At 61.3% G+C, this 26,929-nt stretch carries 22 protein-coding genes; 8 read left to right on the forward strand and 14 right to left on the reverse strand.

Annotated features, from left to right (window positions below; all coding sequences use genetic code 11):
- Nucleotides 1-358 precede the first annotated feature (358 nt).
- From TMS3_RS12195 to TMS3_RS12245, 11 genes are all read right to left on the reverse strand, one after another.
- A complete protein-coding gene (locus TMS3_RS12195; RefSeq protein ID WP_025165559.1) occupies nucleotides 359-2,002 on the reverse strand; it encodes a BatD family protein in 1,644 nt (547 codons plus the stop codon).
- The gene (locus TMS3_RS12200) at nucleotides 1,999-3,747 is read right to left on the reverse strand and encodes a VWA domain-containing protein (RefSeq protein WP_029866311.1); all 1,749 of its coding nucleotides are present in this window, start codon (nucleotides 3,745-3,747) and stop codon (nucleotides 1,999-2,001) included. The genes TMS3_RS12195 and TMS3_RS12200 overlap by 4 nt, the downstream gene beginning before the upstream one ends.
- Nucleotides 3,744-4,763, reverse strand: coding sequence for a vWA domain-containing protein (locus TMS3_RS12205; RefSeq protein WP_025165561.1), 1,020 nt, complete (start codon nucleotides 4,761-4,763; stop codon nucleotides 3,744-3,746). Before TMS3_RS12205 ends, TMS3_RS12200 begins: the two co-directional genes overlap by 4 nt.
- Entirely contained in the window at nucleotides 4,756-5,250 is a 495-nt protein-coding gene (locus TMS3_RS12210; RefSeq protein ID WP_025165562.1) for a DUF4381 domain-containing protein, read from the reverse strand. Before TMS3_RS12210 ends, TMS3_RS12205 begins: the two co-directional genes overlap by 8 nt.
- Nucleotides 5,247-6,188: a DUF58 domain-containing protein gene (locus TMS3_RS12215; protein WP_025165563.1), complete on the reverse strand. Its 942-nt coding sequence runs from the start codon at nucleotides 6,186-6,188 to the stop codon at nucleotides 5,247-5,249. The genes TMS3_RS12210 and TMS3_RS12215 overlap by 4 nt, the downstream gene beginning before the upstream one ends.
- Before the next feature lie 4 nt (nucleotides 6,189-6,192).
- Nucleotides 6,193-7,152 carry an AAA family ATPase gene (locus TMS3_RS12220; RefSeq protein ID WP_025165564.1) on the reverse strand — a complete coding sequence of 320 codons (960 nt, stop codon included), beginning with the start codon at nucleotides 7,150-7,152 and terminating at the stop codon, nucleotides 6,193-6,195.
- Between the two features lie 209 nt (nucleotides 7,153-7,361).
- Entirely contained in the window at nucleotides 7,362-8,303 is a 942-nt protein-coding gene (locus TMS3_RS12225) for a 5-oxoprolinase subunit C family protein (protein WP_029866313.1), read from the reverse strand.
- Nucleotides 8,300-9,019 carry a 5-oxoprolinase subunit PxpB gene (gene pxpB / locus TMS3_RS12230; protein WP_025165566.1) on the reverse strand — a complete coding sequence of 240 codons (720 nt, stop codon included), beginning with the start codon at nucleotides 9,017-9,019 and terminating at the stop codon, nucleotides 8,300-8,302. The genes TMS3_RS12225 and pxpB overlap by 4 nt, the downstream gene beginning before the upstream one ends.
- Nucleotides 9,016-9,768 (reverse strand): 5-oxoprolinase subunit PxpA, encoded by a 753-nt coding sequence (locus tag TMS3_RS12235; protein WP_025165567.1) that lies wholly within the window; start codon nucleotides 9,766-9,768, stop codon nucleotides 9,016-9,018. The genes pxpB and TMS3_RS12235 overlap by 4 nt, the downstream gene beginning before the upstream one ends.
- A gap of 411 nt (nucleotides 9,769-10,179) precedes the next feature.
- The gene (locus TMS3_RS12240; RefSeq protein ID WP_025165568.1) at nucleotides 10,180-12,063 is read right to left on the reverse strand and encodes a methyl-accepting chemotaxis protein; all 1,884 of its coding nucleotides are present in this window, start codon (nucleotides 12,061-12,063) and stop codon (nucleotides 10,180-10,182) included.
- Between the two features lie 143 nt (nucleotides 12,064-12,206).
- A complete protein-coding gene (locus TMS3_RS12245; protein ID WP_025165569.1) occupies nucleotides 12,207-13,424 on the reverse strand; it encodes an OprD family porin in 1,218 nt (405 codons plus the stop codon).
- A gap of 280 nt (nucleotides 13,425-13,704) precedes the next feature.
- Here TMS3_RS12245 and TMS3_RS12250 point away from each other — a divergent pair, with 280 nt between their 5' ends.
- The 5 genes from TMS3_RS12250 to TMS3_RS12270 all read left to right on the forward strand — a co-directional run bounded on the left by TMS3_RS12250 (nucleotide 13,705) and on the right by TMS3_RS12270 (nucleotide 23,157).
- The gene (locus tag TMS3_RS12250) at nucleotides 13,705-14,649 is read left to right on the forward strand and encodes a LysR family transcriptional regulator (RefSeq protein ID WP_025165570.1); all 945 of its coding nucleotides are present in this window, start codon (nucleotides 13,705-13,707) and stop codon (nucleotides 14,647-14,649) included.
- A gap of 355 nt (nucleotides 14,650-15,004) precedes the next feature.
- Nucleotides 15,005-15,991 carry a TRAP transporter substrate-binding protein gene (locus TMS3_RS12255; RefSeq protein WP_025165571.1) on the forward strand — a complete coding sequence of 329 codons (987 nt, stop codon included), beginning with the start codon at nucleotides 15,005-15,007 and terminating at the stop codon, nucleotides 15,989-15,991.
- A gap of 93 nt (nucleotides 15,992-16,084) precedes the next feature.
- Nucleotides 16,085-16,591 carry a TRAP transporter small permease gene (locus tag TMS3_RS12260; protein ID WP_025165572.1) on the forward strand — a complete coding sequence of 169 codons (507 nt, stop codon included), beginning with the start codon at nucleotides 16,085-16,087 and terminating at the stop codon, nucleotides 16,589-16,591.
- 61 nt (nucleotides 16,592-16,652) lie between these two features.
- Nucleotides 16,653-17,957 carry a TRAP transporter large permease gene (locus TMS3_RS12265; protein ID WP_025165573.1) on the forward strand — a complete coding sequence of 435 codons (1,305 nt, stop codon included), beginning with the start codon at nucleotides 16,653-16,655 and terminating at the stop codon, nucleotides 17,955-17,957.
- A gap of 337 nt (nucleotides 17,958-18,294) precedes the next feature.
- Nucleotides 18,295-23,157, forward strand: coding sequence for an NAD-glutamate dehydrogenase (locus tag TMS3_RS12270; RefSeq protein ID WP_025165574.1), 4,863 nt, complete (start codon nucleotides 18,295-18,297; stop codon nucleotides 23,155-23,157).
- 220 nt (nucleotides 23,158-23,377) lie between these two features.
- Here TMS3_RS12270 and TMS3_RS12275 read toward each other — a convergent pair whose 3' ends face one another.
- Both TMS3_RS12275 and TMS3_RS12280 read right to left on the reverse strand, forming a co-directional pair.
- Nucleotides 23,378-23,653, reverse strand: a complete 276-nt coding sequence (locus TMS3_RS12275; RefSeq protein ID WP_025165575.1) for a hypothetical protein — start codon at nucleotides 23,651-23,653, stop codon at nucleotides 23,378-23,380.
- Complete coding sequence (locus tag TMS3_RS12280) at nucleotides 23,650-23,871, reverse strand: hypothetical protein (protein WP_025165576.1); 222 nt, start codon at nucleotides 23,869-23,871, stop codon at nucleotides 23,650-23,652. Before TMS3_RS12280 ends, TMS3_RS12275 begins: the two co-directional genes overlap by 4 nt.
- A 132-nt stretch (nucleotides 23,872-24,003) precedes the next feature.
- Between TMS3_RS12280 and TMS3_RS12285 the strand changes: the two genes are divergently transcribed.
- Complete coding sequence (locus TMS3_RS12285) at nucleotides 24,004-24,399, forward strand: helix-turn-helix domain-containing protein (RefSeq protein WP_025165577.1); 396 nt, start codon at nucleotides 24,004-24,006, stop codon at nucleotides 24,397-24,399.
- Nucleotides 24,400-24,463: 64 nt separating this feature from the next.
- Here TMS3_RS12285 and TMS3_RS12290 read toward each other — a convergent pair whose 3' ends face one another.
- Nucleotides 24,464-25,369, reverse strand: a complete 906-nt coding sequence (locus TMS3_RS12290) for a DUF6685 family protein (RefSeq protein ID WP_025165578.1) — start codon at nucleotides 25,367-25,369, stop codon at nucleotides 24,464-24,466.
- Between the two features lie 150 nt (nucleotides 25,370-25,519).
- On the opposite strand from TMS3_RS12290, the gene TMS3_RS12295 reads away from it, so the two are divergent.
- Nucleotides 25,520-25,741, forward strand: a complete 222-nt coding sequence (locus TMS3_RS12295; protein ID WP_025165579.1) for a DUF2835 domain-containing protein — start codon at nucleotides 25,520-25,522, stop codon at nucleotides 25,739-25,741.
- 86 nt (nucleotides 25,742-25,827) lie between these two features.
- A complete protein-coding gene (locus tag TMS3_RS12300) occupies nucleotides 25,828-26,856 on the forward strand; it encodes a quinone-dependent dihydroorotate dehydrogenase (RefSeq protein ID WP_025165580.1) in 1,029 nt (342 codons plus the stop codon).
- The last annotated feature ends 73 nt before the right edge of the window (nucleotides 26,857-26,929 follow it).

Consider the following 26,929-nt stretch of genomic DNA (forward strand, 5'->3'; position numbering starts at 1 on the left):
GTCACTACTGTGAAAGCCGCGACCCAAGGGTCGCGGTTTTTTTTGCCCGCGGTTCAGGCTGCTCGGCAAGACTCGAGCGCTTCTGTAGTGCTCACACGTTCAAGCAGGTGTTGGCTAGGCATCACTGGCGTTTGCAGCGGGTCTGCAGCGCGGGAGTCAGGGTTACGCCAGTTCAGGCAGGAGTAGTCGCGAGCAGCGGCGTAACTGCTGCGCGGCCCTTGCATCATTTGGCTGCGACCTTGGCTTGCCCAGGAGAGGCGACTGCTAAGGCAGGGCTGTCGGGCCGAACACGAGGTGGATTAACGCGGGGACTGCGGCCACGCCGGCAAGCGGCTCAACAGCTGTAGTTCGCATGGGGTTAGCGTGGATAGAGTGGCGGCAATGGGCTGACTTCTTGCGTGGTGCTGTGCTCGGTACCTTCAGCGGCAGGCAGGCTGCGTATCGCTCGCCAGAGGTCTTCGCCCTGCCATTGTTGACCGGTTTCGCTGTACAGCGTGCCGTTCAGGCCATCCAGTGCATCGGACAAGGGCACGAAGCGAGCCGCCATGCCCGCCAGGGTCTCCGGTTGCTGCCGGGCCCAGGCATCGAGCGCATGGCGGGTAGCCAGCGAGTCGTTGGCCAGGCAGGCGCGTTTAAGCTCGTCGAGCAAGGTGCGCGGGCTGGGCCCGGTTTGCGCTGCACGCAGTACCGCAGGCTGGCGTCGTGCGCGCCACCACAGGGCAAAGCCGAGCAGGGTAGTGAGGGCCAGCAGTGCGCTGCTCAACTGCCAGGGCCAGATGGGTGGACCTGACTCGAGGATTTGCGTCGTCACTGGAGGCGCCGCCGCTTCCAGATCAAGGCTGGGGTTCAGCGCGACTTCCAGGCTGCGCGCCGGCAGGCTGGTGCGTTCCAGGCGATCCTCCCGGGTATTCCACCAGACCACTTCCACTGCGGGTATCTCGAATGCTCCGTGGCGATTGGGCACCAGCGCTTCACGCTCTTCACGGCTGCCGATCAACCCATGCTCGCTGCTCTGGTTGCCGAGTTTGGGTTGATCCGGGTAACGGCGCAGCCCGTCGACACGGGTCGCCGGTAAAGGCGGCAGTTGGGCACTGGAGAGCCCGTCGACCTTGAGCAGCAGGCTGCGGGTCAGCGAGTCGCCGACTTGCGCCTGCGCGGGGTCGGGCGTCCAGGTTTCCGCCAGGCTCAGCGTGCGTGCGGGCAGCCAGGGCGCGGTGCTGGGATAGTTGGCGGGTTTGGCTTTGACCCTGAGTGGGATCTGCGGTGACCTCACCTGCGTCACCTTGCCGGTGCGAGGACCAAAGGGCAGGTAATCGCTGCTGTTTGAGCGATCCACCACCGTGGCGCTGAACACTTGGGCCGGGATGGTCAGTTCGCCGCTTTGCTGCGGGAAAATGGCATAGCGCAGTTCGATCACGCCATGGCGAACACCGTTGATTTCTTTTTCATAGGTGCGCGGCGGGCCGAGTGATTCGATGCGCGCCTGCGGCATTTCCAGCGGGCTCAGGCTGCTGTCGTCGTACAGCGAGACTGAGTGGTAGATGCGCAGGGTCAAAAGGGTTTGCGCCTGTACGTAAACGCTCTCCTGGTCGAGGCTGGCGTCGATAAATACCGGGGCCAGCTGATGGTTGCTGGTATCACGGCTGTTTTTCTCAACGTGCAGAGTGATGGGCAGGCTCTGCATATCGCCTAGGCGTAGGGGCGGCACTACTACATAGCCGCTCTGTTTGGGTTGCAGGGTGACGATCCAGCGAGTGATGGCCTGTGATTTGCCGTTGAGAGTGGTCAAGCGGTTGACCTGGCGGGTGCCAAGCACTTCGAAGAGTTCGCTGAGTGGGCTGAGCTCCGGTTTGCCGAACACAGTGGCATCGTCCGACTCCAGGGTCAGCTCGACCGTTTCTCCGTCGTTCAAACGAGATCGGTCGATGCTCGCGTTAAAGCCCTGGGCGCTGACCTGGAAGGCCAGCAAAGCGAGGATCAGGGTGCAGAGCAGGCGGGTCATCGAGTCTGTTCCTGGCGCTGTTGCTGTTCGTACCAAAATTTTCGCCGCAGCAGTTCACCGGGGTCGTCAGGGATCTGCCGCAGCCATTGTTCTAACGCCTGCCGGCGCTCGCCATCCAGTGCTTCGTCGGCACTGGCGATCTGTTCTTCACTACCTGGCTCGCTGGCGGGTTCGCTTGGCGTCGGCGTGCTCTTGTCGTCGCCGGGCGCGGGTTGCTCCGCGGGCTCCTCGCTGGCGCCGGGGGCGGGCTGGTTGGGTGCTGCTTGCTTATCCGTGTCTTGTCCAGATTGCCCCGACTGGGGTTGTTCGGGCGGTGTTGGCTCATCGCTCGATGGCTTGTCTGCCGCTGCCTGTTGTTCCTGTTGCTCTTGGCGCTGGCGCAGCAGCTCTTCGATCAGGGCCATGTTGTTCTGCGCCTGAGCCAGGTCCGGTTGGCGTTCAAGCGCTTGGCTATAGGCCTCTACTGCGGCTTCCAGTTCATTGCTGCGGGCCAGGGCATTGCCACGATTGTAGTGGGCGGCGGCGCTGTCGCTTGCGGCGAAGCGTTCGGCGGCGCTGGCATAGTCCCCCGCCTGGTACAGCGCCAGGCCTTGCCATTGTGAATCCTCGAAATGTTTGGCCGCCTCGTCTGGGCGCTGGGCTTCGAGCAGGCGCTGACCCTGCTGGTCCGGGCGTAACCAGAGATCGTCGAGGCCGAAGGCATAGCTCGGCTGTGGCAGTGCCAGCAGCAGTGGCAGACACAGCAACCAGCCGCGGCGCCCGGCGCAAGCCGCCAGCAGCAACAACGGCAAAAGCAACCAGTAACCCTGATCGGCCCAGGCTTGCAGGCGAGTCTGCTGACCATCGGTACGCAGTTGTTGGGTGCGCTCTAGCAGGCCGAGGCTACGCAGATCACGGTCATCCAGGCTGGCCTGGCGGTAACGTCCGCCAATGGCCTGAGCGAAGCGCGTGAGTCCGGTATTGTCCAGGCGAGGGATCAGGATGGTGCCTTGCGCATCTTTGAGAAAACCGCCGTCTTCCAGGGTGATGGGGGCGCCCTGGATGCTGCCGATGCCCAGAATGTGCAGGCGCACACCGCGGTTGTCGAGTGCCTGGCTAATGCCAAGGCGTTCCTGCTCACTCAAGGTGCTGCCAATCAGCAGCACGCGGCCTTGGCCTTGGGCACCCTGTTCGAGCAGGTTCAGGGCTTTACTCACGGCGAGATCGGCGCGATGCCCGGGCTCGGGCATGATCGATGGCTTGAGGGAGTCGAGCAGGTTGCGGCTGGTGCTCAGGTCATCGGACAGCGGCACCAGGGTGTGGGCGCTGCCGGCGAACACCACGATAGCAGTCTGTGCATCGCGTCGCGCCTGCAGCAGGTCGAGCACCTTGCGCTTGGCCTGCTGCAGACGATTCGGCGAGACGTCTGCGGCGAGCATTTCCGGGCTTAGCTCGAGCAGTATGACCAGCGGGTCGGCGGGTTTCTGGCTGGTCTGTTCGAGTCGTTGCCAGCTCGGCCCGAGCAAGGCCAGCAGGGCTAATGACCAGGCCAGGCCGAGGGCTATCCACGGTAGGCGGCTGGTACGGCCTGAGCCGCCGCTAAGCAGGGCGGCATGAAACGCTGGCGGTAGCAGTAATTGCCAGCGTCCAGTGCGTTTTTCGCGGTGCCAGAGCCGCCACAGCAGCCAGCTCAGTAGCGGTAGCAGGAGTAACCAGTATGGGCGCAGCAAGTGCGGCCATAGTGCGATTGGCGACAGTTCGATCATGATGCCTTCGCCTTATTTTGCCTGGGCATTCGCCGCAGTTGTGGCCACAGCTCGCGGATGACCAAGAGCAGGCTCAACAACAGCGCAGCGCTCAGCGGCCAGGCATATAGCGCCAGGGTGAGGCGTGTCAGGGTTGGCTGCTGGGCCACCGGTTCGAGTCGATTGAGGCTGCTTTCGATGGCGCGCAGTTCCTCGCTATCGCGCGCGCGAAAGTACTCTCCGCCGGTCAACTCGGCTATTGCATGCAGGGTCGGCTCGTCCAGGTCCAGCCCGGGGTTGAGGCCGAAGATACCGAGCGCGGCGCTTTGCCGAGGGTCGGCGCCAATACCGATCGGGTAGATTTTAACCCCTTCTTCGGCGGCCAGACGTGCGGCGGTCAAAGGCTCTATTTCGCCGCCGGTGTTCGCGCCATCGGTGACCAAAACCAGTATGCGGCTGTCTGCCGGGCGCTGGCGCAGGCGTTTGACGGCCAGGCCGATGGCGTCGCCGATAGCGGTATTCTTGCCGGCGATACCGATCAGGGCTTCGTCCAGCCAGGTGCGTACCGTCTGCCGGTCGAAGGTCAACGGTGCCTGCAGATAGGCTTGGCTGCCGAACAGGATCAGACCGACGCGGTCGCCTTGACGGCCTTCGATAAAGTCACCGAGCAGGTGCTTGACCAGGGTCAGGCGGCTGACCTCTTCATCCTCCCAGCGCATGTCGGCGTAGTCCATCGAGCCAGAGACATCCACCGCGACCAGCAGGTCGCGGCCGCTGGCCGGAAAGGGCAGCGGCTCACCGAGCCATTGCGGGCGTGCGCTGGCACTCAGCAGTAACAGCCACAGCAGCACGAAGCGCGTTTGCTGCCGCCAGGCAGGCAGGCTGGCCCGCGCCCGGCGTCCTGACAGCGTTTGCAGTTCGTCGAGAAAGCTGATGTTCAGTGCCGCCTCGCCGCTGTCTGCCGCGGGTAGCAGCAGGCGTAGCAGCCAGGGCAGGGGCGCGAGGAGGAAGATCCAGGGCCAGGCGAATTCAAACATGCTTGCCAATCCAGATGGCGACGGCTTGGTTGAGCCCTTCGATTGCCTTGTCATCCAGGGTGCAGTGTGGGCGGTAGGCGCCTTCGACCAGGATCATCCAGCGGGTCAAGCCGGCCGCCGGGCAGCGGTTGTCGAGGAAGGCCAGCCAGGCGCGGCTGCTTAGCAGATGGCTGTTGCTCTGCGGGTACTGCTGGCGGCACAGGCGCTTGAGCAATGCATTGAGCTGCTGCAACCAGGGACCGGCCGGTACGCCATAGTAAGGCTTGCTCAGTTGTTCGAGTTCGCTCAGCGCAGCTTGGCGCAGCATATCCAGAGCCTGCACTCTATCAGTGGCTTTGACGCGGTGTAGGCGTCGTTTGTACAGCTTAACCAGTCCCCAGAGCAGCAACGGCAGCACTGCCGCCAGCAGCCACCAGCCCGGCGCGGGCGGCCACCAGCTGATCGCGGCTGGCGCGATTAGTGGTTCGAGTGGGTCCAGCGGGTTCATGGTTGCTTCCTGGGGCGCTGGGCGTTGAGCTGATCACGCAGTTGCTCGATCAGCTCGGCCTGCGTGCTCAGGGGCAGCAGGGGCACGCCGAGTTTCTGCGCCAGGCGCTGCCAACGGTCTGCGCGTGCTTGACCTTGTGCACGGTAGGCCTGGCGCAGCTCGGGGTTGTGGGTGTCCAGTTCCAGCTGTGCGCCGCGTTCGGCAAAGCGCAGCAGGCCAGCGGCGGGCAGGGCGTGATCGAGCGGGTCGGAGAGCGGTAGCAGCAACAGGTCGGTATGCCGGGCGAGGAGCTGCAACTGCTGTTCGCTGCTGTCATCGAGGGTGCGCTCGTCGCACAGGACGATCACCAGGCTACCGGGGCGCAAGACTTCGCGGGCGCGGCGCAGGGCCAGAGTGAAACTGTCGGCTAGACTCTGCGCATCGCGCGATAGCGCCTGGTTGGCCAGTGCCAGGCGGTTGAGCAATTGCAGCAGGCTCTGCTTGCTGCGCCGCGGCTTGATTTCGTGTTGTGCGTGGTTGCCGAATACCAGGCCGCCGATGCGGTCGTTGTGTTCTAGGGCGGCCCAACCGATCAGGCTGGCGGCCTGGGCCGCGAGTACCGACTTGAACATCAGCCCTGAGCCGAAAAATAGCCGTGGGCTCTGCTCGACCAGAATATAGGTCGGCCGCTCGCGTTCTTCATGGAACAGCTTGGTATGTGGCTCCTGGGTGCGTGCGGTGACCCGCCAGTCGATGGTGCGTACGTCATCGCCGGCCTGATAGACGCGTACCTGGTCGAAATCCACGCCGCGGCCACGTAGCTTGGAGTGATGCAGACCGATCAGTGGGCTGCGCCGTGCCGGGGTGGAGAACAACTGCACCTCGCGCACGCGGTGGCGCATCTCGATCAGTTCGGCGAGATTGACCCGGATACCCGGTTGCGTGGGAAGTGCATGCATGGCGTCAGGCGACGGCGACTACATCGAGAATCCGTTGCACCACGCGGTCCTGATCGATGCCAGCGGCCTCGGCCTCGAACGACAGGATGATGCGGTGGCGCAACACGTCGAACAGCACCGCCTGGATGTCCTCCGGGCTGACGAAGTCGCGGCCAGCTAGCCAGGCGTGCGCGCGCGAGCAACGGTCCAGGGCTATCGAGCCGCGCGGGCTGGCGCCATAGGCGATCCACTCGGCCAGTTCGGGGTCGAACTTACCCGGCGTGCGTGAGGCCATCACCAGTTGCACCAGGTATTCCTCCACCGCATCGGCCATGTACAAGCCAAGGATCTCCTTGCGCGCGGTGAAAATGGCCTGCTGGCTGACCCTGTGTTCGGGTTTGGTCTCGCCATTGAGCGCCTCGCCACGGGCCTGCAGGAGAATCTTGCGCTCCACCGCGGCATCCGGGAAGCCGATCGTGACGTGCATCAGGAAGCGGTCGAGCTGGGCCTCCGGCAGTGGGTAGGTGCCTTCCTGCTCGATCGGGTTCTGCGTGGCCATCACCAGAAACAGCGGCGACAGGTCGTAGGTGTTGCGGCCGACGCTGACCTGGCGCTCGGCCATGGCTTCGAGCAACGCCGACTGTACCTTGGCCGGAGCACGGTTGATCTCGTCGGCGAGTACCAGATTATGAAAAATTGGTCCCTGCTGAAACGCGAAGCTACCCGTCTCCGGGCGGTAGATTTCAGTACCAGTGATGTCGGCAGGTAACAGGTCTGGAGTGAACTGAATGCGATGGAACTCAGCTTCGATCCCTTCGGCCAGTTCCTTGATCGCCTTGGTCTTTGCCAGGCCGGGAGCTCCCTCGACCAGCATGTGGCCATCAGCCAGCAGGGCAATCAGCAGCCTTTCGATGAGTTTTTCCTGGCCGAGTATCTGACTTGAAAGAAAATGTCGCAGCGCGACAAGCGCTTCACGGTGTTCCATCGTTGGACTCTTTATGGGGGGATGCACGTCGTGCCAGGCGCAACGACGGCCTAGACTTTAATGCATTTGCCGTCGTGTCGGCTATGCGCGACTCGGCATCCTCGCCATGCGACTGGCGCTTGGCGAGGTACTCCAGAATGAGCGGATGAGGTGGGAGCTAGGGTCTGTTGCCGTTTCATTCGCGGCTCGCAATGAAACGGTAACAGACCCTAGCCATGTCGCCATTGATCGAGTAGACGCCGGTGCGCGTCTTGCGCCGACTCCTGCTGCACCGGTACCAGGCGCAGCTCCTCTCCGGGCAGGCATTGCGCCAGCCTCGCCACCGCTTGTGGGGTGAGGGCACCGAGGCGCGGGTAGCCGCCGATGGTCTGGCGATCATTGAGCAGGACAATTGGTTGGCCATCGGGCGGCACTTGCACGGCGCCCAGTGGAATACCTTCAGAAACCATGCTTGAGCGCCGGCAGTGCAACTTTGGGCCGAGCAGGCGCATGCCCATTCGGTCGGAGCGTGAGTCAATCTTCCAGGCGTCATTGAATACGTCGAACAGGCTCTGCCCACTGAAGTCGCCGATTTGCGCGCCCATGACCAGTTGCAGGCGCGGTGAAGGCGTGAATACGGGAATCAGTCGCTCATCCATTACCCGTTGGTGCAGTCCCGTACCGGTCCAGGTCAGCCGCTCGCCGGCCGCCAGGGGTTTGCCGTTACCCTGCAAGCCGCCCAGTTCCTCGCGGGCAATGCTGGCGCAGCTGCCGAGCACGCTGGGGGCATTGAAGCCGCCGGGCGCCGCCAGGTAGGCGCGTGCACCATGACGTGGTTGGGCGAACTTGAGTTGCTGGCCCTGGCGAACATTGAAGCTGCGCCAGGGTGCCAGGGGCTGGCCGTCCAGGCTGGCGCCGAGGTCAGCACCTGTCAGGGCCAGGCAAGCGTCCTGTTCGCAGATCAGGTTGAGATTGCCCAGGGTGATTTCCAGCACCGCGGCGCCGAGCGCGTTGCCCAATAGCCAATTGGCCCAGTACATGGATATCCAGTCCAGGGCGCCGCTCTGGGTCACGCCCAGGTGGCGCACGCCATAGCGGCCGGCGTCCTGCAGTTGGATAAATGGGGTACTGCGTTCGACGCGCAACCCGCCAGTGGTGGGGGAGTGGCTCATTGGGTCATCTCCAGAGGGCTGTCGTCGCCGCCGAGACGGATGAATTCGGCACGGTCGATGGGCTCGAAACGTACCCGATCGCCTGGCTGCAACAGACTGTAGCCGTCGATGTTGCGGTCGAAGAGTTTGGCCGGGCTGCGTCCGAGCAGGTTCCAGCCGCCGGGCGAGACCACCGGATAGACCGCGGTCTGGCGTTCGGCAATGCCCACGCTGCCGGGTGCGATGCGTTTGCGCGGAGTACTCAGGCGTGGCGTGGCCAGGGCTTCTTCGACCAGCCCCATGAAGGCGAAACCGGGTGCGAAGCCGAGGGCAAATACCTGGTATTCATGGCTACTGTGGCGGCGGATGACCTCGGCCTCGCTGAGGCCGCTGCGCTGAGCCAGCAGCGGTAGTTCCGGACCGACGCTGCGGTCGTACCAGGTCGGTAGGTTGTGACAGCGTCCACCTGCAGTAGTGGCAGGTTGCAGGTCGGCGAAGGCCGCGGCGATCAACTGCCTGGCCCCGAGCGCCGTAATGCGTTCGAGATCGTAGTGCAACAACAGGGTCGTATAGGACGGGACCAGGTCGATCAGGGCATCGCCGAAACTGCTGCGCAGCCGTTGGCTGGCGGCCAGCATCCAGGGCATGTTGCTTTCTTCGATGCGGTCGAACAGGCGCAGGATCAGGCTGTCGATGCCGGCGACTTCGAGTTGTGGCACAGGGGCGCGTGCAGTCATGCCTGAGCCAATGCGTCGAATGCTTGGCGGATGCGCCGCACTGCGGCGACCGATCCGGCGTTGTCGCCATGCACGCACAGGGTGTCGGCCCGTAGGGGCAGAGCGCTGCCATCGCTGGCGACCAGCGCATCTCCCTTGGCCAGGGTGGTGGCCTGGTTGACGATAACGTCGCTGTCGTGATGTACCGCGCCCGGCTGGCTGCGCGCGACCAGATAACCTGCGGCGTCATAGGCACGGTCGGCGAAGGCCTCGAACCACAGGGTGATGCCGAATTCGTCGCCTATGGCTTGCGCCTGTTGATTGTCGCGGGTAGTCATCAGCATCACCGGCAGGCCCTTGTCATAGCTGGCCACGGCGCGCATCACCGCGCGGAGGATGTCCGGTTTGCGCATCATGTCCTGGTACAGCGCGCCGTGTGGTTTTACATAGCTGACACGGCTGCCCTGGCTGCGGCAGATCGCTTCGAGGGCGCCGATCTGGTAGAGCAGCAGGTCCTCGACTTCCTGCGCCGAACAGTCCATCGAACGACGGCCGAAGCCGACCAGGTCTTGATAGGCCGGGTGGGCACCGATGCGCACGCCGTGGCTGACAGCCAGGGCAACGGTCTTGCGCATGGTGCTGGGGTCCGAGGCGTGGAAGCCGCAGGCGATGTTGGCGCAGTCGATATAGGGCATGACCTCGGCATCCATGCCCATTTTCCAAGGGCCAAAGCTTTCGCCGATATCGCAGTTCAGAAGCAGGCTATTCACGGAAGTATTCCTCTGGGCGGAGCGTCATGCTCTGGTCTGTCAGACGCAGGCGGCAACGCTTGTTGAGTGGCCGCTGCACGGGCTTGTTTTTATAAAAAATGGACCGTGCAGCATTCTTGAACGGACCACTTGGCGCGTCCAACTAATAAAAACGTGCACCGGAGATAGGAAAAGTCGATGGTTGCCGCTGTGCTAGTCGCCACTGCGGCCAAACGCCCGAGCACCTCTGGCCCCGGTGTCTGGATGCTGGCGGCCTGGCGGATCTTCGTCATGCAGAACGGCATTGCCAGCCCGCTCGAGCGCACTCGTATGCTGTGCAATACGTGCCGTCGCTGCATGGCGAGGGCGCCATCCACGTCAAGCATGGCGAACGTTTGCCGATCGCTGGCACGTCGTAGCCATGGGCGCCTGTCAGATGACCTGGAACTGCTGCGCGCTGCGGTTCAGGGCCTTGATCTGGGTGGAAAGACTTTGGGTGTGTTGATCCAGGTTCAGGCGCAGGCCCTTGGTCTCGCCGGTGTGGACGTTGATTTCCTCCATCTTTCCGGCGATGTCCTCGGTGGTGCTGGAAATTTCCTCGATGGCCACCACGACCTGATTCATCTCGCCGCTGAGCCGCTCCATCGATTGGGTGATCTCCTCGATGACGCCCGCCACCTGTCCGGTATGCCGCTCGCTTTCCGCGGCGAGGGACAACCCGCTGGTCATCAGCTCATCCATATTCTGTGTCTGTTGCTTGAACTCGCCGACGATACGCGCGATGTCGGTGGTGGCCGAGACGGTTTTCTGCGCCAGTGAGCGCACCTCGTCAGCTACCACCGAGAAGCCACGTCCTGCATCGCCGGCACGGGCGGCCTCGATGGCGGCATTCAAGGCGAGCAGATTGGTCTGGTCCGCCAGGCTGTTGATCACATCGATGATGCCGGCCACCTTTTCGCTGGATTGAGTGAGCAGGGCAACCTGTGCATGGGTGGCCTGAATCAGTTGCGACAACCGGTCCATGCTCGCGACGCTGGCGTCGATGATGCTACTGCCCATGCGGGCCGAGTCGTAGGCCGTGTGGGTGGCGTCGCCGACGTCGGAACTGCGTTGCGCCATCTCGTTGATGGTTGCCGATATCTGCTGCGAGGCCGAGGCGGCCTGTTCGGTCTGTAATTCAACCTGACTGCTGTTTTCGCCGAGGCGACGCATTGCCTCGATGAGGTGGCTGTGCAGTTGGGCCAGTTCGCGGTTGGCGTCGATGACCTGGCTGACGATCCGGCCGATGCCCTGGATCATCCGGTTGGTCGTCGCGCTCAGCTGGTTGAATTCGTCCTTGGGGTTGCGGCCGACTGGCAGTGTGCCTGTGAGGTTACCGGAGGCGACTTGAGTGAGGCGTTGGGTGACATTGTCCAGTTGCCTCATCAGGGCCCGCGAAGCCTGACTCAGGGTGAGCAGCAGGAACAGCGCGACGCCGACGAAGCTCAGACCCATGATCCAGTGCGAAGCGCGGCGAGCTTGTTGTGCTTGCAGGGCGGTGGTGGTGAGCAAGCCGTCTTTCAGCGTGAGGTTTTGCTCATCTATGCGTTGTTCGATCTGCCAACCCAGGCTAGCCAGTTGAGTGTCGATCTTGCGGATCTGCTGGATCAGTGCGTGCGCCTGGGCAAAGGTCTCGGCAAAGCCTGTGACCGCCTGCCCGATCTGGTTTTCTCGCCAGTCCAGTTCGTCGATTTTGGCCTGCATGTCGCCGATGGCCGCCTCGGTCTTGTCTGCGTAGCCATTATCGAAGGTCGCCAGGTAGTCGCGTTGGTTGCTCAGGGCTGCGGCGATAAAGGGGCGAATCAGATCGATGTTGATCGGCTCCAGTTTCTCGGCGCTGTTCGCCAGGGCCTGGCGTTTGCCGGCGAAGGGGCTCAGGCCGAGTTGCTGACTCAGCTCCAGCCATTGTCGTTGCAAGTCGGTTTCGGCCAGGATCAACTGCTCTATTTGCCTGGCGCTCTCGGCGATCACGCTGTACCCCAGGCCTTGGGCCTGGGCGACGAACTGTCCGGCGCGTTGTTCGAGCGCGTTCAGCCGCTGGGGGAAGGCGTCTTGGGTTTCGGGGGTGAGTGTTTGGCGCAGGGGCCCGAGTTTCAGCCAGTCGTTCATCAGCGCGAAGGAGGCGCCAGCGTAGGCCGTGGCTTCTTCGCGGGCTTGCAGAGAGGTACTCAATCGCTGGCTCGCCCAAAACGACGAGGCCGCCATCAGGCCCAGGCTGATCAGGGTGATGACGATTAGTAGGCGGAACTTCTGTTTCCAGGATAGGAAGAACTGCATGGATACTCCTCACCACCTTCGGGCATGAGTTACAGGCATCGGTCGGTGATTGGATAGCTTGAGCATCGAAAGCGCCAAGGGCGCAGGCAGTTGGCGGAACAGGAGAAGGGCCGACGGTGCCTGACCGTCGGCGGTGCAGCGCTTTACCAGAGCGCCAGGCTGTAGCTGAGGATCAGGCGGTTCTCGTTCAGGTCGTTGCCGAAGTTCGAGCGCACGGTCGCATTACGCCATTTGACCCCTAGGTTCTTCAGCGGACCTTGCTGGACGACGTACGCGATGTCGGTGTTGCGCTCCCATTCCTTGCCAGCGTTGCTGGCGCCAACCTGTACGTTGTCGCCGGAGACATAGCGGCTCATGAACGTCAGGCCGGGTAGGCCGAGTGCGGCGAAGTTATAGTCGTATCGCGCCTGCCAGGAGCGTTCGTCGATGTTGGCGAAGTCATTGATCTGGATGAAGTTAACCAGAAAGGGGTCGCTGCTGGCGATGTATGGGAATGGATCATCGCCGCTCATGCGCTGGTAGCCGGCGCCGAAGGAGTGGCCGCCCAGGGTGTAGGTGAACATGGCACCGAAGGCCTGGTTGTCGATATCGCGGAAGTTGCCGTCTTCCTGACTCTTGGAAAAGCGCAGGTCGGTCTTGAGCGACTGCCCTTCACCCAATGGTCTGAGGTAGACCAGGGTGCTGTAGTACTGCCGATAGATGTCCTGCAGATTGCCATAGTGCAGGCCAGCGCTGAGCTCGGGGGTGAGTTTGTAATCGCCACCGCCGAACACGAACGAGTCGCTGTTGCCTCCGATGCGGTTGGCGCTCATTTCGGTATAGTCGCTGGAACTGTTGGCCTTGATGCGATCGATCTTGCCGCCTTGCAGTGTGAGCTGGTCAAACTCCTGCACATTCAGCAGGGCGCCTCGAAACGATGCCGGGAGCAGGCGCGTGTCATTCGAGGAAACGATCGGGCTGCGGAAGGCCAGGGAACCCACTCGCAAGGTGCTCTTGGATGCTCTGAACTTCGCCGTCAGGTCGAGCTTCGAGTATTCGTCCTGGGAACCGCCGGAGCGGTCGGCCGGCAACAGGCCGCTGCCAGCGGTGCCATCGCCGGAGTCGAGCTTCAAGCCCATTAGTCCGGTAGCGTCGAGGCCCACGCCCAGCGTGCCATCGGTATAGCCAGACTCCAGGCGCAGGAGAAAACCCTGCGCCCATTCTTCCGCTTTGTCGCGTGCGCTGTGCTGGCGAAAATCACGGTTGAAGTAAAAGTTGCGTAGCTCGAGGGTGCCTTTACTGTCGCTGATGAAATCGGCGTTGGCCAGACCGGGAAGGCTGCTGGCTATCAGCAGGGCCGCTATACGCTTGTTCGGGGTCATCCTGAGTATCTCCTGGACGCCATGCACGCAGCTGAAAGGGGGGGCTGGGCAGGGCGCAGTTCTATGTTTGTTTTTATTGGGGCTTGCGATACCGCCGGGGCATTCTTGGGAGGGCAAGGCGTAAACGTCCAACGAGAAAAAACAGGGGGCGGGCGATAAGAAAATTCGATACGCCATTCAGGGGATAGCCTCGAAATTGGCATGCGGCCTGCTTCGCGTGCATCATTGCGTATTGCTTTGTCCGTAGCAGAGCTTCATTACACAGAGGGGCCCGCTGGCCATGAACCTGAGATTTCTCGAGACCTTCGTGTGGGTCGCGCGGCTGAAGAGTTTTCGTCTCACCGCGGAAAAGTTGTTCAGCACCCAGGCCTCTATTTCAAGTCGTATTGCTGCGCTGGAAGACGAGTTGGGGGTGCGCCTCTTCCTACGTGATTCGAAGGGCGTTTCGCTGACGCCGGAAGGGCAGAAGGTGCTCGAATACGCCGAGCGCATGATCGACACCATGCAGGCGCTTAAGCAGTCAATCAGCGATACCGGCAACATCCAGGGGCGCATCCGGGTAGGGGCCATGGACACGGTTATTCACACCTGGCTGAGCCCCTTCGTGACCAAGATCATGGAGCGCTACCCAGCAGTGGAAATCGAGCTGACGGCTGATACCGCGCGTAATCTCTGCGATCAATTGCACAAGGGCTATCTGGATATCATTTTGCAGACCGATATGGTCAACGGCGACAGTGTGCGCAATCTGGAATTGGCGAACTTCCCGGTGCAATGGATAGTGCCGACCGGCTCGTTGTATCACCGTGACTACGCATCGATGGATGAGTTGGCTAAAGAGCGAATCATCACCTTCTCGAAAAATTCCCGCCCGCACCAGGACATCCTCAACCTACTGCACGCCGGCAACGTCAGTGCGCCGCGGATCAGTTGCGTGAATTCCGTGGCGGCCATGACGCGCTTGGTTCGTGACGGTTTCGGCATCGGCGCGTTACCGGCGGCCTTGGTCAGCGAAGAGCTGAAGCAAGGCGTACTGACCATCCTCGATGATGTGCCGCAGCCTTCTCCGCTCGGTATGGTTGCCACCTGGCGCACCGGCGCTGGCCTCGAGCTGAGCGAAGACATAATCGCGCTCGCCTGTGAGGCGCTCTGCGAGTACGCCGAACAGATGGGCGAGGCGATGGTCGCGCTGACGATTCCCGGCGTGGAGCCGAGCACCGACTGAGTCTGTGCTGGCGACGTCGCCGATAGTGAGAAGCGTCGATTCGCCGAGTGTGCAAGTGAAGTGTCGTTGCGCGGATTTATGCGTAGCGCCTCAGAGCGCTACTGGAGCCACCGCACGCCTGTCAGCGTCTTCGCAAATGGGCGGGCCGGGCAATGCCGCCCCTCTTGCCTCTCTATAATCATCCACATTGATGGTGCGCCCTGCTTTCGCAGTGTTTCGCCTCATAACATTTTCCGATCATGCGCTCCCGCTTTTTCTAGTTGGACAGGTTTTGCCTATTCAACAAGACTCGGGGTGTTTTCCCTCAAGCGCCGGCACAGACCACAGCGCCTACAACAATAATCCGGAGAAACTCATGAAGAACACTTCATTTCGCTTCGCACTTTCGGCTATGACCTTCGCCTTGGGCATCAGTGTGTGTTCCGCGCAGGCCGCTGAGCGTTGGAACATGTCGGTCGAGCAGCCTGACGGCAATTTCATCACCACGGTGGCCAAGGATTTCTCCAAAGATGTCGAAGCCGCCACCGCCGGCGAGTTGCAGATACGCATCCATGCCAACTCGGTGCTGTTCAAGCGTCCCGAGGTCAAGCGCGCGGTGCAGACCGGTCAGGTTCAGGTCGGCGATGTGCTGATGTCGGTATTGGGTAACGAAGACCCGATCTATGAAGTGGACAGCGTTCCATTTCTGGTCCGTAACTACAGTCAGGCGCAGAAACTCTGGGAGGTCAGTCGCCCGGCGGTGGAAGCACGTCTTGCCAAGCAGGGGATCAAGCTGCTGTACGCCATGCCCTGGTCGCCGCAGAGCATCTACAGCAAGACTCCGATCAGCAACATGGATGACTTCAAGGGCATGAAGTTTCGTGCCTACAACCCGGCGACCTCGCGCATGGTCGAGCTGATGGGGGCTATTCCGACGGTGATTCAAACCGGTGAAATCCCTCAAGCCTTCAGTACCAGCATGATCAGCGGCATGTTGACTTCGCCGACTACCGGCGTCGACTCCCAAGCCTGGGATTTCGCCAGCTACTACTATGACGTGAAGGCGTTCATCCCGAAGAACTTCGTGATCGTCAATGCGCGTGCCTTCAAACGTCTGCCCGACGCATCGCAAAAGGCTGTGCTGGAGGCCGCTGCGCGTGCCGAGACCCGCGGTTGGGCGATTGCTCAGGAGGAGACCAGTGCGCTGGTGAAGACCCTCGCCGATAACGGCATGCAGGTTGCCGAAAGCGCGCCTGAGGCGGTCGAGGCCGGTTTCGAGAGCATCGGTAAAACCATGGTCGACGAATGGCTGCAGAAGTCCGGCGCCGACGGTAAGGCAATCATCGACGCGTACAAGAACTGACGTCGTCTCACGTCATTGGGGTTAACGCGCATCTGTGCATGCAGTGTGCGTTGTACTCCGATATCTACCAGCGATCAGGGGATTCTGCGGACCATGACGCCATTGCATAAGCTCTACACCCTGTCCGGATGGTTGTCCGGTGTGTTTCTCGTCCTGATCTGTCTGTTGGTGGTCGCGCAGATCGTCTCGCGCCAACTGGGGACTATGGTGCCTTCCGCGGATGAGTTTGCTGCTTACGCCATGGCGGCTTCGGGCTTCCTGGCATTGCCATATGCCTTGCAGCGTGGCGCACATGTTCGTGTCGAACTGCTGTGGCGGTTGCTGCCGGCTCGCGGGCGTTTTTTCGCCGACCTGCTGAGTACCTTCATCGGGCTGGCAATCGCCGCTTATCTGGCCTGGTATTGCACGCTTTTCGTAATCGAGTCCTATGAGTTCAACGAGGTGTCGTCCGGCCTGCTGCCCATTCCGATGTGGTTGCCACAGCTACCCATGTTGCTCGGTACCCTGATCCTGGTAATCGCGATGGCCGAGCGTCTGGTACTGGTATGCCTGGGGCGGCGTTTCGAGGTCGCCGACGTCAGCGCAGCGATGAGCGAATGAGAGCTACTGCAGGCGTCCCTCTTTTCTGCGGCCGTGGCCGCACCGCATCAGTGAGTTAGCCATGGACCACATGATAATTACAGTCACCTTGCTGGTGACGTTGTTTGCCCTGCTTGGTGGGGGGGTATGGGTTGCGCTGTCGCTGATAGGCGTGGGTATCATCGGCATGGAGCTGTTCGGCGGTGCGCCGGCCGGCTCGATTCTCGCTTCCACCAGTTGGGCTTCCAGTGCCAGTTGGACATTGACGGCACTGCCGCTGTTCATCTGGATGGGCGAGATCCTTTATCGCACGCGGCTTTCCGAAGACATGTTCAATGGCCTGTCGCCGTGGATGCGCGGGCTGCCCGGACGTCTGCTGCATGTCAATGTATTCGGCTGCGGTATCTTTGCGGCGGTCAGCGGTTCGTCGGCGGCCACGGCGGCGACCATCGGCCGGATTTCCCTGCCGGAACTGAAGTCTCGCGGCTACCCGGATAACATTGCCATGGGCTCGCTGGCGGGGGCCGGAACTCTGGGGCTGTTGATTCCGCCTTCGATCATGATGATCGTCTATGGCGTGGCGGCGCAGGTGTCCATCTCCCGGCTGTTCATCGCGGGCATTCTGCCGGGCCTGCTGTTGCTGGCGATTTTCAGTGGTTTTCTGATGCTCTGGGCGATGTTCAATCGCGACAAACTGCCGGAAAAAACCGAAGCCTTGCCGTTTATGGAGAAGCTTCGGGGTTCCAAGTTGTTGATTCCCGTAGTGCTGTTAATCATGACGGTGATCGGCTCAATATACGCCGGCTTTGCCACGGCCACTGAAGCGGCGGCGGTCGGGGTTGTCGGCGCACTGCTGATTGCCCTGTGCTCGGGCTCTCTGAGCCGCGAGACCTTCATGGCCAGCCTGATGGGGGCGGTTTGCACCTCGTGCATGATCTTCTTCATTTTGCTCGGCGCCGCTTATCTGACTTCGGCCATGAGTTTCACCGGGCTGCCTTCGGCGCTGGCCGATTGGATCATCGCCAAGCAGCTTTCGCCTTATCTATTACTCTTGGCACTGACCCTGTTATTTATCGTCCTGGGCTGCTTTCTCGACGGTATTTCGATCATCCTGCTGACCACCGCGGTGGTGCTGCCGGCGGTGCAGGCGGCGGGCATCGACCTGCTGTGGTTCGGCATCTTCCTCATTCTGGTGGTCGAGATGGCGCAGATCACCCCACCGGTGGGGTTCAATCTGTTCGTCATCCAGAACCTGACCGGCTACGACATGTGGAAAGTAGCCAAGGCCAGCTTTCCGTTCTTCCTGTTGTTGGTATTGGCGGCGATCCTGATCACTGCATTTCCGCAGATCGTTCTACTGTTGCCGCAGGCGATGCGGGGCGCCTGAGTTTGTCCAGACCAGGGGTGTTGCGGCGCCCTTTGTCGGTGGTCGAGCTTCCACTTGGCGCTGCAAGCTGGAGGAATGCCCCTCTTTCCATGGCATTTGCCTGTTGGGGGAGCAGCCTTGAAAGAAAATGTCGCAGCGCGGCAAGCGCTTCACGGTGTTCCATCGTTAAGCTCATCCGGCAAATGTGACCAGCGAGTCGTTGAGGTCGCCAGAGTTCAGGAGCAGCCACTTTGAACGCAATTGTGGCCTCCTGGACTAACGTTGAACTACAGCGTTGTGGCACCAGTCATGACTCGCGACTGCCCTAGTCGAATCACAAGCCAAACGGAGCACAACCATGGCGTTCTTTACTGCGGCCAGCAAAGCCGACTTCCAGCATCAACTGCAAGCGGCCTTGGCGCAGCACGTCAGTGAGCAGGCGTTGCCACAAGTCGCCCTGTTCGCCGAGCAATTTTTCGGCATCATCGCTCTCGAGGAGCTCACCCAGCGTCGTCTTTCCGACCTGGTCGGCTGCACCTTGTCGGCGTGGCGCCTCTTGGAGCGCTTCGACCCTGCCAAGACAGAAGTGCGGGTGTTCAACCCGGATTATGAAAAACACGGCTGGCAGTCGACCCACAGTGCGGTGGAAGTGCTCCATCGAGATATTCCGTTTCTGGTCGACTCGGTGCGCATGGAGCTGAACCGTCGCGGTTACAGCATTCATACCCTGCAGAACAGTGTGCTCAGTGTGCGCCGCAACAGTAATGGCGAGCTATTGGAGATTCTGCCCAGCGGCACGCAGGGCGAGGGTGTGCTGCAAGAGGCGCTGATTTTTCTGGAGATCGATCGCTGTGCCAGCGCCGGCGAGTTGAGAACCCTGGAAAAAGCCCTGCAGGAAGTTTTCAAGGAGGTGCGCCTGAGCGTCGCCGACTTCCAGCCGATGAAGGCCAAGGCCAAGGAGCTGTTGGCTTGGCTGGATAAGGCCAAGCTCAAGGTCGAGGGTGCCGAGCTCGAAGAAATCAAGGTGTTCCTCAACTGGTTGCTCGACGACCATTTCACCTTCCTCGGTTATGAGGAATTTACCGTAGCCGATGCCGCTGATGGCGGTACGGTGATGTATGACGAGAGTTCCTTGCTGGGCCTGTCCAAGCGACTGCGCAAGGGGCTCAAGGCCGAGGAGCAGCATATCGACCCAGAGGCCGTCAGCTATCTGCGCGCGCCGCTGCTGCTGTCCTTCGCCAAGGCCGCCGAGCCGAGCCGCGTGCACCGTCCTGCCTACCCGGATTTCGTTTCCATTCGTGAGCTGGATAGCAAGGGGCAGGTGGTCAAGGAGTGCCGCTTCATGGGCCTCTACACCTCGGCGGTGTATGCCGAAAGCGTGTGGAATATTCCCTATATCCGCCGCAAGGTCGCAGTGATCGAGCAGCGTGCGGGCTTCGACAGTAAGGCGCACCAGGGCAAGGAATTAGCTCAGGTGCTGGAAGTATTGCCACGCGACGACCTGTTCCAGACCTCCCTGGATGAGCTGTTCAACACCGCGATGGCCATCGTGCAGATTCAGGAACGCAACAAGATTCGCGTATTCCTGCGCCGCGATCCTTACGGGCGGGTGTGCTACTGCCTGGTCTATGTACCGCGCGATGTCTACTCCACCGAGATCCGCCTGAAAATCCAACAGGTACTGATGGAGCGCCTGCAAGGCACCGACGTCGAGTTCTGGACCTTCTTCTCCGAGTCGGTGCTGGCGCGGGTGCAATTCATCCTGCGGGTCGACCCGAACAACAAGGTGCAGATCGATCCGGTGCGCCTGGAAAAAGAAGTGATTCAGGCCTGCCGTTCCTGGAATGACGATTACGCCGGTCTGATCGTGGAAACCTTGGGCGAAGCGCAGGGCACCAATGTGCTGGCGGACTTCCCTGGTGGTTTTCCGGCGGGTTACCGTGAGCGCTGCGCGCCGCACTCTGCTGTGGTCGACATGCAGCATCTGCTGAGCCTGAGCAATGAGCGACCGCTGGTGATGAGCTTCTACCAGCCATTGACCCAGAGTGGCCAGCAACTGCACTGCAAGCTGTTTCACGCCGATACGCCGCTGCCGCTTTCGGATGTCTTGCCGGTCTTGGAAAACCTCGGCCTGCGCGTACTCGGTGAGTTCCCCTATCGCCTCAACCGGCAGGATGGTCGGGAGTTCTGGATTCACGACTTCGCCTTCACCTATGCCGAAGGTTTGAATGTCGATATCCAGCAGCTCAATGACACCCTGCAAGATGCCTTCGTGCATATCGTCGGCGGCGACGCCGAGAATGATGCCTTCAACCGACTGGTGCTGACTGCCGCCATGCCGTGGCGCGATGTGGCGTTGCTGCGTGCCTACGCGCGTTATCTCAAGCAGATTCGCCTGGGTTTCTCTCTCAGCTATGTCGCCAGCACCCTGGTCAGTCACACCAATATCGCCAAGGAATTGGTGCGGCTGTTCAAGACCCGTTTCTATCTGGCGCGCAAGCTGACTGCCGAGGACCTCGACAGCAAGCAGCAGAAGCTGGAGCAGGCGATCGTCAATGCCCTGGACAATGTCGCGGTGCTGAGCGAAGACCGCATCCTGCGCCGCTATCTGGACCTGATCAAAGCCACCGTGCGCACCAACTTTTACCAGGTCGATGCCGCAGGGCTGGGCAAGCCCTACTTCAGCTTCAAGCTCAATCCGCGGGCTATCCCGGACATGCCCAAGCCGGTGCCGAAGTATGAGATTTTCGTCTACTCGCCGCGTGTCGAGGGTGTCCATTTGCGCGGTGGCAAGGTCGCACGGGGTGGCCTGCGCTGGTCGGACCGCGAGGAAGACTTCCGCACCGAAGTGCTCGGCCTGGTCAAGGCTCAGCAGGTGAAGAACGCCGTGATCGTACCAGTCGGTGCCAAGGGTGGTTTCGTGCCGCGGCGCCTGCCGTTAGGGGGGTCGCGCGATGAGATCCAGGCCGAGGGTATTGCCTGCTATCGAATCTTCATCAGTGGTTTGCTGGACATTACCGACAACCTCAAGGAAGGCGAAGTGGTACCGCCGGTCAACGTGGTGCGCCATGACGAGGACGACCCCTACCTGGTGGTCGCAGCGGACAAGGGCACCGCGACGTTCTCCGATATCGCCAACGGTATTGCCGGCGAGTACGACTTCTGGCTCGGCGATGCCTTCGCCTCGGGTGGCTCGGCTGGTTATGACCATAAAGGCATGGGCATCACGGCCAGGGGCGGCTGGGTTTCGGTGCAGCGTCACTTCCGTGAGCGCGGTATCGATGTGCAAAAGGACCACACCACGGTGATCGGCATCGGCGACATGGCCGGTGACGTGTTCGGTAACGGCCTGCTGCTCTCCGACAAGCTGCAGCTGGTTGCGGCGTTCAACCACATGCACATCTTCATCGACCCTAACCCGGATGCGGCGAAGAGCTTCGTCGAGCGCCAGCGACTGTTCGACCTGCCGCGTTCGTCCTGGGCGGATTACGATGCCTCGTTGATCTCTGCCGGCGGCGGTATTTTCCTGCGCAGTGCCAAGAGCATCGCCATCACCCCGCAGATGCAGGAACGCTTCGATATCCGTGCCGACAAGTTGGCGCCGACCGAACTGCTCAATGCCCTGCTCAAGGCGCCAGTTGACCTGCTGTGGAACGGCGGCATCGGCACCTACGTCAAGTCGAGCAAGGAAAGCCACGCCGATGTGGGCGACAAGGCCAACGATGCGCTGCGTGTCGACGGTCGCGAGTTGCGCGCCAAGGTGGTGGGCGAAGGCGGTAACCTCGGCGTGACCCAGCTCGGTCGGGTGGAGTTCGGCCTCAATGGCGGCGCCAGCAACACCGACTTCATCGACAACGCCGCCGGGGTCGACTGTTCCGACCATGAGGTCAATATCAAGATCCTGCTCAACGAGATCGTTACCGCAGGGGATATGACCGGTAAGCAGCGCAATACGTTGTTGGCCGAAATGACCGACGCGGTAGGTTGTCTGGTATTGGGCAACAACTACAAACAGACGCAGGCATTGTCTATTGCCGAGCGCCGCGCACGTGAACGTCTGGCCGAATACAAGCGCCTGATGGGTGCGCTGGAGACCGCGGGTAAACTGGATCGTGGCATGGAGTTCTTGCCCACGGACGAGGAACTCAACGAGCGTGCCGCCAGTGGTCAGGGCCTGACACGACCTGAGCTGTCGGTGCTGATTTCCTACAGCAAGATCGATCTGAAAGAGTCGCTGCTGAAATCCCAAGTGCCGGATGATGACTACTTGGCGCGTGAGATGGAAACCGCCTTCCCGTCATTGCTGGCGGATAAGTTCGGCGAAGCCATGCACCGTCATCGTCTGAAGCGTGAGATTGTCAGCACGCAGATTGCCAACGATCTGGTCAACCACATGGGCATTACCTTCGTGCAGCGCTTGAAGGAGTCCACCGGCATGAGCGCGGCGAATGTCGCGGGCGCCTATGTGATTGTGCGTGATGTATTCCGCTTGCCGCATTGGTGGCAGCAGATCGAAGCGTTGGATTACCAAGTGCCGGCCGAGCTGCAACTGGCCCTGATGGACGAGTTGATGCGTCTGGGCCGTCGTGCCACGCGTTGGTTCCTGCGTAGCCGGCGTAACGAGCTGGATGCCGCTCACGACGTGGCGCATTTCGCACCGCGCATCGAAGCCTTGGCCATGCGCCTGGACGAATTGCTTGAGGGGCCGGCGCGCGAGCAGTGGCTGGCGCGCTTCCAGGGCTATGTCGAAGCCGGTGTGCCTGAGGCGTTGGCGCGCGTGGTGGCGGGAACCAGTCACCTGTACACCTTGCTGCCAATTATCGAGGCCTCGGATGTCACCGGTCAGGATCCGGTTCAGGTGGCGACGGCTTACTTCGCTGTAGGCGGGGCGCTGGAGCTGTCCTGGTACGTGCAGCAAATCACCAGCCTGGCGGTGGAAAGCAACTGGCAGGCTCTGGCGCGGGAAGCGTTCCGTGATGATCTGGATTGGCAGCAGCGGGCGATCACCGTTTCGGTTCTGCAAATGGCCGACGGGCCTGAGCTGATCGATGAGCGCGTGGGGGTATGGCTGGAGCAGCACCGTCCGCTGGTGGAGCGTTGGAAAAACATGCTCGCTGAGCTGCGCGCGTCGACCGGCGCCGACTACGCCATGTACGCAGTCGCCAACCGTGAACTGATGGACCTGGCGCAAAGCGCTCAGCATGGAGTCTGCATTCCCTGAGGCCTGTCTGAGCTAAACCTGAGCCCCGCCTAGTGCGGGGCTTTTTTATAGAGGTCTGTCGGGAGGGCCGATTGTCGACGCTTACGCGAAATACTGGCGGGCGGCGAAAGCCTGAGGCTCTCTTGGCGTGTGGGCACCGCGCTCAGTCTCTGTTGATTTGTCAGGCCGGCGATAGTGGAGAGATTCAGCAGGTGACGCCTCGATGAATGTCTTCGTGTGGCTAAATCAATTCATGCGTGCGCTCGCCATGCGGCAACTTGAAGTGATGCAGATTGCCGGGCAGCCAGCGATAGTAGAAATAGAACTCGAAGAGCGCAGGGTGACGGCAGGAGCATAGGGTCAGTGTTGGTGTGTGCGCGCAAGGCATGAAACTTAAATAGCCGATCGATGAAAAGGGTTCGAAGAGGACGCGCTCTTCTTCCTGCAGGTGGATGATCTTGCCCCGAACCAGATCGACGGCGTGTAGGCATACTTGTGAAAGACAGACGTGTTTCATCCTTGAGTTCCTTTGGCTTGTCTAAGGCGCTGGAGCAACGCATGCATGTCGATCATTCGATGCTGGCCAAAACGGCGAGTGGGCAGAGCACCCTCGGCGACCCATCGAGCCAGCATCTTCTTCTGCTCCTTGAATCCCGTCAGTTCGGCGAATCGCTCCAGAGTGATGTAGCGAGGGCAGGCAACGAAGAGGTCACCGGCAAGTTCTTCCACTTTCATTCGGCTTCCTGCACCATGACGACCTCCTCGGCAGGCCTGTTCGCGATGGGCCAGGTTCCACGCTGTTAGTTTTAGTTACTAATTATTAGTAAGTCAACAGCATAATGATTTCCCGTCAAGGCTGGGTCAACGATGACGAAGAGGCGTTTCCTATTTACAGCTGGCGAGCGGCTTCGGGGCCTGCGCGAACTGATGGGCCTGAGTCGGCCCGCCTTCGCGGAAATCGTCGGGATAAAACCCAAGCGCTTGGAGAATATTGAGAACGGCTGGCAGAAGATGCACGACGAGGACTTCGAGAAAGTCTGCAGTGTGTTCGAGGAATTCAGCCGCTGGATCGCTTACGAAGGGCCGGTCGACCGGCAACCACTGGAGCTCAAGGTGGCGGATTCCGCACAAAAGGCGGCAGTCTATTTGGTCAAGTGCAATCCAGATCTGTTGAAAAGCAGTGGTGTTTCACTGGAGGAGTGGACGAGTCGTCACCAAGCCGTGCTGGATGAGTTGTGTGACAGTGAAGACGGGGCGGGCTGAGCCTTAGCCGGTCGGGCTACGAGTCGAAACGCAAAGCCCTGTTCGCCTGGCAGGTCTCATGTCTTTAGCGCTGATGGGTTTCAGCCGCGTTCTGCGCCGCGAGAGTCTTCATGTACGCTACCACATCAGCTGCCCCGGCCAGGCGCAGGCCTTCACCCAGGGCGGTGGCCTCGGCTGAGTGTTTGGGCAGCAGGAGGAACTCCGCAGCGCCTGGGGTGCGTAGCAGCGACAGGCGTGCGTAAGGCAGGCCGTTATCCAGCAGCAGGCTCATAAACGCCGGGTCGCTCCAAGCGGCGCCGGGCATGGCCAGGACGTGATAGCAGCGTTGCAATTCCGTCAGGCCGTTGACGCTCAGACGGTAGTGGGATAACTGGGCGGGTAGGGCGACTTCCAGCTCGCGCCGGCGGGCATAGGCTACGGCACAGGCGAAGGCTTCGCTGTGATGCTCGCCAGCCCAGAACACCCGCTCGCCATGCCAGCAGGCTTGACGTAATTCGATCGGATCGCCAGCGAGAAACCGCGGCAGGGCCAGGCTGATGGTTTTGACGAAGTCTTTGTAGCTGATGATGCGCACGTGACGGCAGCCTTCGCTGGCTGCGTAATCCTCGAAACAGGAAAAGTGGGCTTGGTCGGGTTCGTTGCTGGACAACCCATCGACCCGACGCAGGTCGAACGATGCCAGCTGCTGCTCATGCACCTCGACGATCCGCATCAGCACTGCACGGGCTTGGGCCTTGTCTTCCTGAACCGGGCCGGAGAGCGCGTCACGCGGTAGTTCGACCAGGCGATGTAGCTGTGGGCCATCCAGCCAGCAGATGCTATCGCGGCGTGCCGGCAGCGGGGCGAATGGCAGGCGAAGGGTGCTGGCGCGCTCCAGTATCTGGCGTGGCACACGACCGATCAGACCCAGGCGTTGGGCCAGGCCGGCAAGGCGTGAACTGAGGGTAGCGGGTTGCTCGGACAGACTCATGGCCGGATACGAACTCCAGGATCATCTACGCCAGTGTGACAGTGCCTTGCGCACCTTGCACAGCCTATGCCGGACAATACGACAGGTTTATTACGGGGGCTGTGCGCCGCTTGTGGCAAGATTGCCGCACTCATTTGTGAAGGTGCCTCCATGCCCAGTCTGGTACTGGATATTGCGTTATCTGCCGAGCGTTTGCGTGCAGTCTATCAAGGCCGCGCCAACCGCATTCTGCTGCACAGCCGTGACGGTCGTCGGGTCAGTCTGCCCGCTCATCACGTTCGGCCGTTTTTGACCCATGAAGGCGTTTACGGCGCCTTTGAGTTGGAGTTTAGCGCGGCTGGCGAATTAGTGAACCTGCGGCGTTTGAACTGAAGTGCCAGGGCGCCTCGCGTGCAGGGCGCCTGGACGGCTATAATCGCTGGCTTCCCGACTTCACCCTTATCGAGCTAAGCCTGCCCATGTATACCCTGGCCCGCGAGCTGCTGTTCAAACTCTCCCCGGAGACCTCTCACGAACTGTCTATCGACCTGATCGGCGCCGGCGGTCGGCTGGGCCTTAATGCTTGGCTGAACAAAGCGCCGGCCAGCTTGCCGGTCAAGGTCATGGGCCTGGAGTTTGCCAACCCGGTCGGATTGGCAGCCGGCCTGGACAAGAATGGCGATGCCATTGATGGCTTCGCCCAGTTGGGGTTTGGCTTTGTCGAAATCGGCACCGTGACGCCCCGCCCGCAGCCGGGCAACCCCAAGCCACGCCTGTTTCGTCTGCCAGAGGCCGAGGCGATCATCAATCGCATGGGTTTCAATAATCACGGTGTCGATCATCTGCTGGCACGGGTACAGGCAGCGAAGTTCAACGGCGTACTGGGTATCAATATCGGCAAGAACTTCGATACCCCGGTCGAGCGAGCAGTGGACGACTACCTGCTAGGTCTGGACAAGGTTTATGCCCACGCCAGTTACGTCACGGTCAACGTCAGCTCGCCGAACACCCCGGGCTTGCGCAGCCTGCAGTTTGGTGACTCGCTCAAGCAGCTGCTCGAAGCCTTGCGCCAGCGTCAGGAGTCTTTGACTCAGCAACATGGCAAGCGGGTACCGCTGGCGATCAAGATAGCCCCGGACATGAGCGACGAGGAAACTCGGCAAGTCGCCGCCGCATTGCTCGAAGCCGGGATGGACGCAGTGATTGCTACCAACACCACGCTGGGCCGTGAAGGGGTCAAAGGGCTGGAGTTTGGCGATGAGGCGGGCGGTCTGTCCGGTGCGCCGGTGCGCGACCAGAGCACGCATATAGTCCAGGTGCTGGCCAGTGAGCTGGCTGGGCGCATGCCGATCATTGCCGTAGGCGGCATCACCGAAGGCAGGCACGCTGCAGAGAAGATCGCCGCGGGCGCCAGTCTGGTGCAGATTTATTCAGGGTTTATTTATAAGGGGCCGGCGTTGATCCGCGAAGCGGTGGATGCGATTGCCGGGCTGCCGCGTAAGGCATGAGGGCAATAAAAAGGGCTCCCTGAGGGAGCCCTTGGGCTTGCGCCCGCGGCCCGGATGGGACCGCATGGTGAAG

The sequence above is a fragment of the Pseudomonas taeanensis MS-3 genome, assembly GCF_000498575.2.
GTDB lineage: Bacteria > Pseudomonadota > Gammaproteobacteria > Pseudomonadales > Pseudomonadaceae > Aquipseudomonas > Aquipseudomonas taeanensis.

Bases quoted from the DNA above. Each gene is read 5' to 3' on its own strand.
- TMS3_RS12195 (WP_025165559.1), bottom strand. From the start codon at position 2,002: ATGACCCGCCTGCTCTGCACCCTGATCCTCGCTTTGCTGGCCTTCCAG.
- TMS3_RS12200 (WP_029866311.1), bottom strand. From the start codon at position 3,747: ATGATCGAACTGTCGCCAATCGCACTATGGCCGCACTTGCTGCGCCCA.
- TMS3_RS12205 (WP_025165561.1), bottom strand. From the start codon at position 4,763: ATGTTTGAATTCGCCTGGCCCTGGATCTTCCTCCTCGCGCCCCTGCCC.
- TMS3_RS12210 (WP_025165562.1), bottom strand. From the start codon at position 5,250: ATGAACCCGCTGGACCCACTCGAACCACTAATCGCGCCAGCCGCGATC.
- TMS3_RS12215 (WP_025165563.1), bottom strand. From the start codon at position 6,188: ATGCATGCACTTCCCACGCAACCGGGTATCCGGGTCAATCTCGCCGAA.
- TMS3_RS12220 (WP_025165564.1), bottom strand. From the start codon at position 7,152: ATGGAACACCGTGAAGCGCTTGTCGCGCTGCGACATTTTCTTTCAAGT.
- TMS3_RS12225 (WP_029866313.1), bottom strand. From the start codon at position 8,303: ATGAGCCACTCCCCCACCACTGGCGGGTTGCGCGTCGAACGCAGTACC.
- pxpB (WP_025165566.1), bottom strand. From the start codon at position 9,019: ATGACTGCACGCGCCCCTGTGCCACAACTCGAAGTCGCCGGCATCGAC.
- TMS3_RS12240 (WP_025165568.1), bottom strand. From the start codon at position 12,063: ATGCAGTTCTTCCTATCCTGGAAACAGAAGTTCCGCCTACTAATCGTC.
- TMS3_RS12245 (WP_025165569.1), bottom strand. From the start codon at position 13,424: ATGACCCCGAACAAGCGTATAGCGGCCCTGCTGATAGCCAGCAGCCTT.
- TMS3_RS12250 (WP_025165570.1), top strand. From the start codon at position 13,705: ATGAACCTGAGATTTCTCGAGACCTTCGTGTGGGTCGCGCGGCTGAAG.
- TMS3_RS12255 (WP_025165571.1), top strand. From the start codon at position 15,005: ATGAAGAACACTTCATTTCGCTTCGCACTTTCGGCTATGACCTTCGCC.
- TMS3_RS12260 (WP_025165572.1), top strand. From the start codon at position 16,085: ATGACGCCATTGCATAAGCTCTACACCCTGTCCGGATGGTTGTCCGGT.
- TMS3_RS12265 (WP_025165573.1), top strand. From the start codon at position 16,653: ATGGACCACATGATAATTACAGTCACCTTGCTGGTGACGTTGTTTGCC.
- TMS3_RS12270 (WP_025165574.1), top strand. From the start codon at position 18,295: ATGGCGTTCTTTACTGCGGCCAGCAAAGCCGACTTCCAGCATCAACTG.
- TMS3_RS12275 (WP_025165575.1), bottom strand. From the start codon at position 23,653: ATGAAACACGTCTGTCTTTCACAAGTATGCCTACACGCCGTCGATCTG.
- TMS3_RS12280 (WP_025165576.1), bottom strand. From the start codon at position 23,871: ATGAAAGTGGAAGAACTTGCCGGTGACCTCTTCGTTGCCTGCCCTCGC.
- TMS3_RS12285 (WP_025165577.1), top strand. From the start codon at position 24,004: ATGACGAAGAGGCGTTTCCTATTTACAGCTGGCGAGCGGCTTCGGGGC.
- TMS3_RS12290 (WP_025165578.1), bottom strand. From the start codon at position 25,369: ATGAGTCTGTCCGAGCAACCCGCTACCCTCAGTTCACGCCTTGCCGGC.
- TMS3_RS12295 (WP_025165579.1), top strand. From the start codon at position 25,520: ATGCCCAGTCTGGTACTGGATATTGCGTTATCTGCCGAGCGTTTGCGT.
- TMS3_RS12300 (WP_025165580.1), top strand. From the start codon at position 25,828: ATGTATACCCTGGCCCGCGAGCTGCTGTTCAAACTCTCCCCGGAGACC.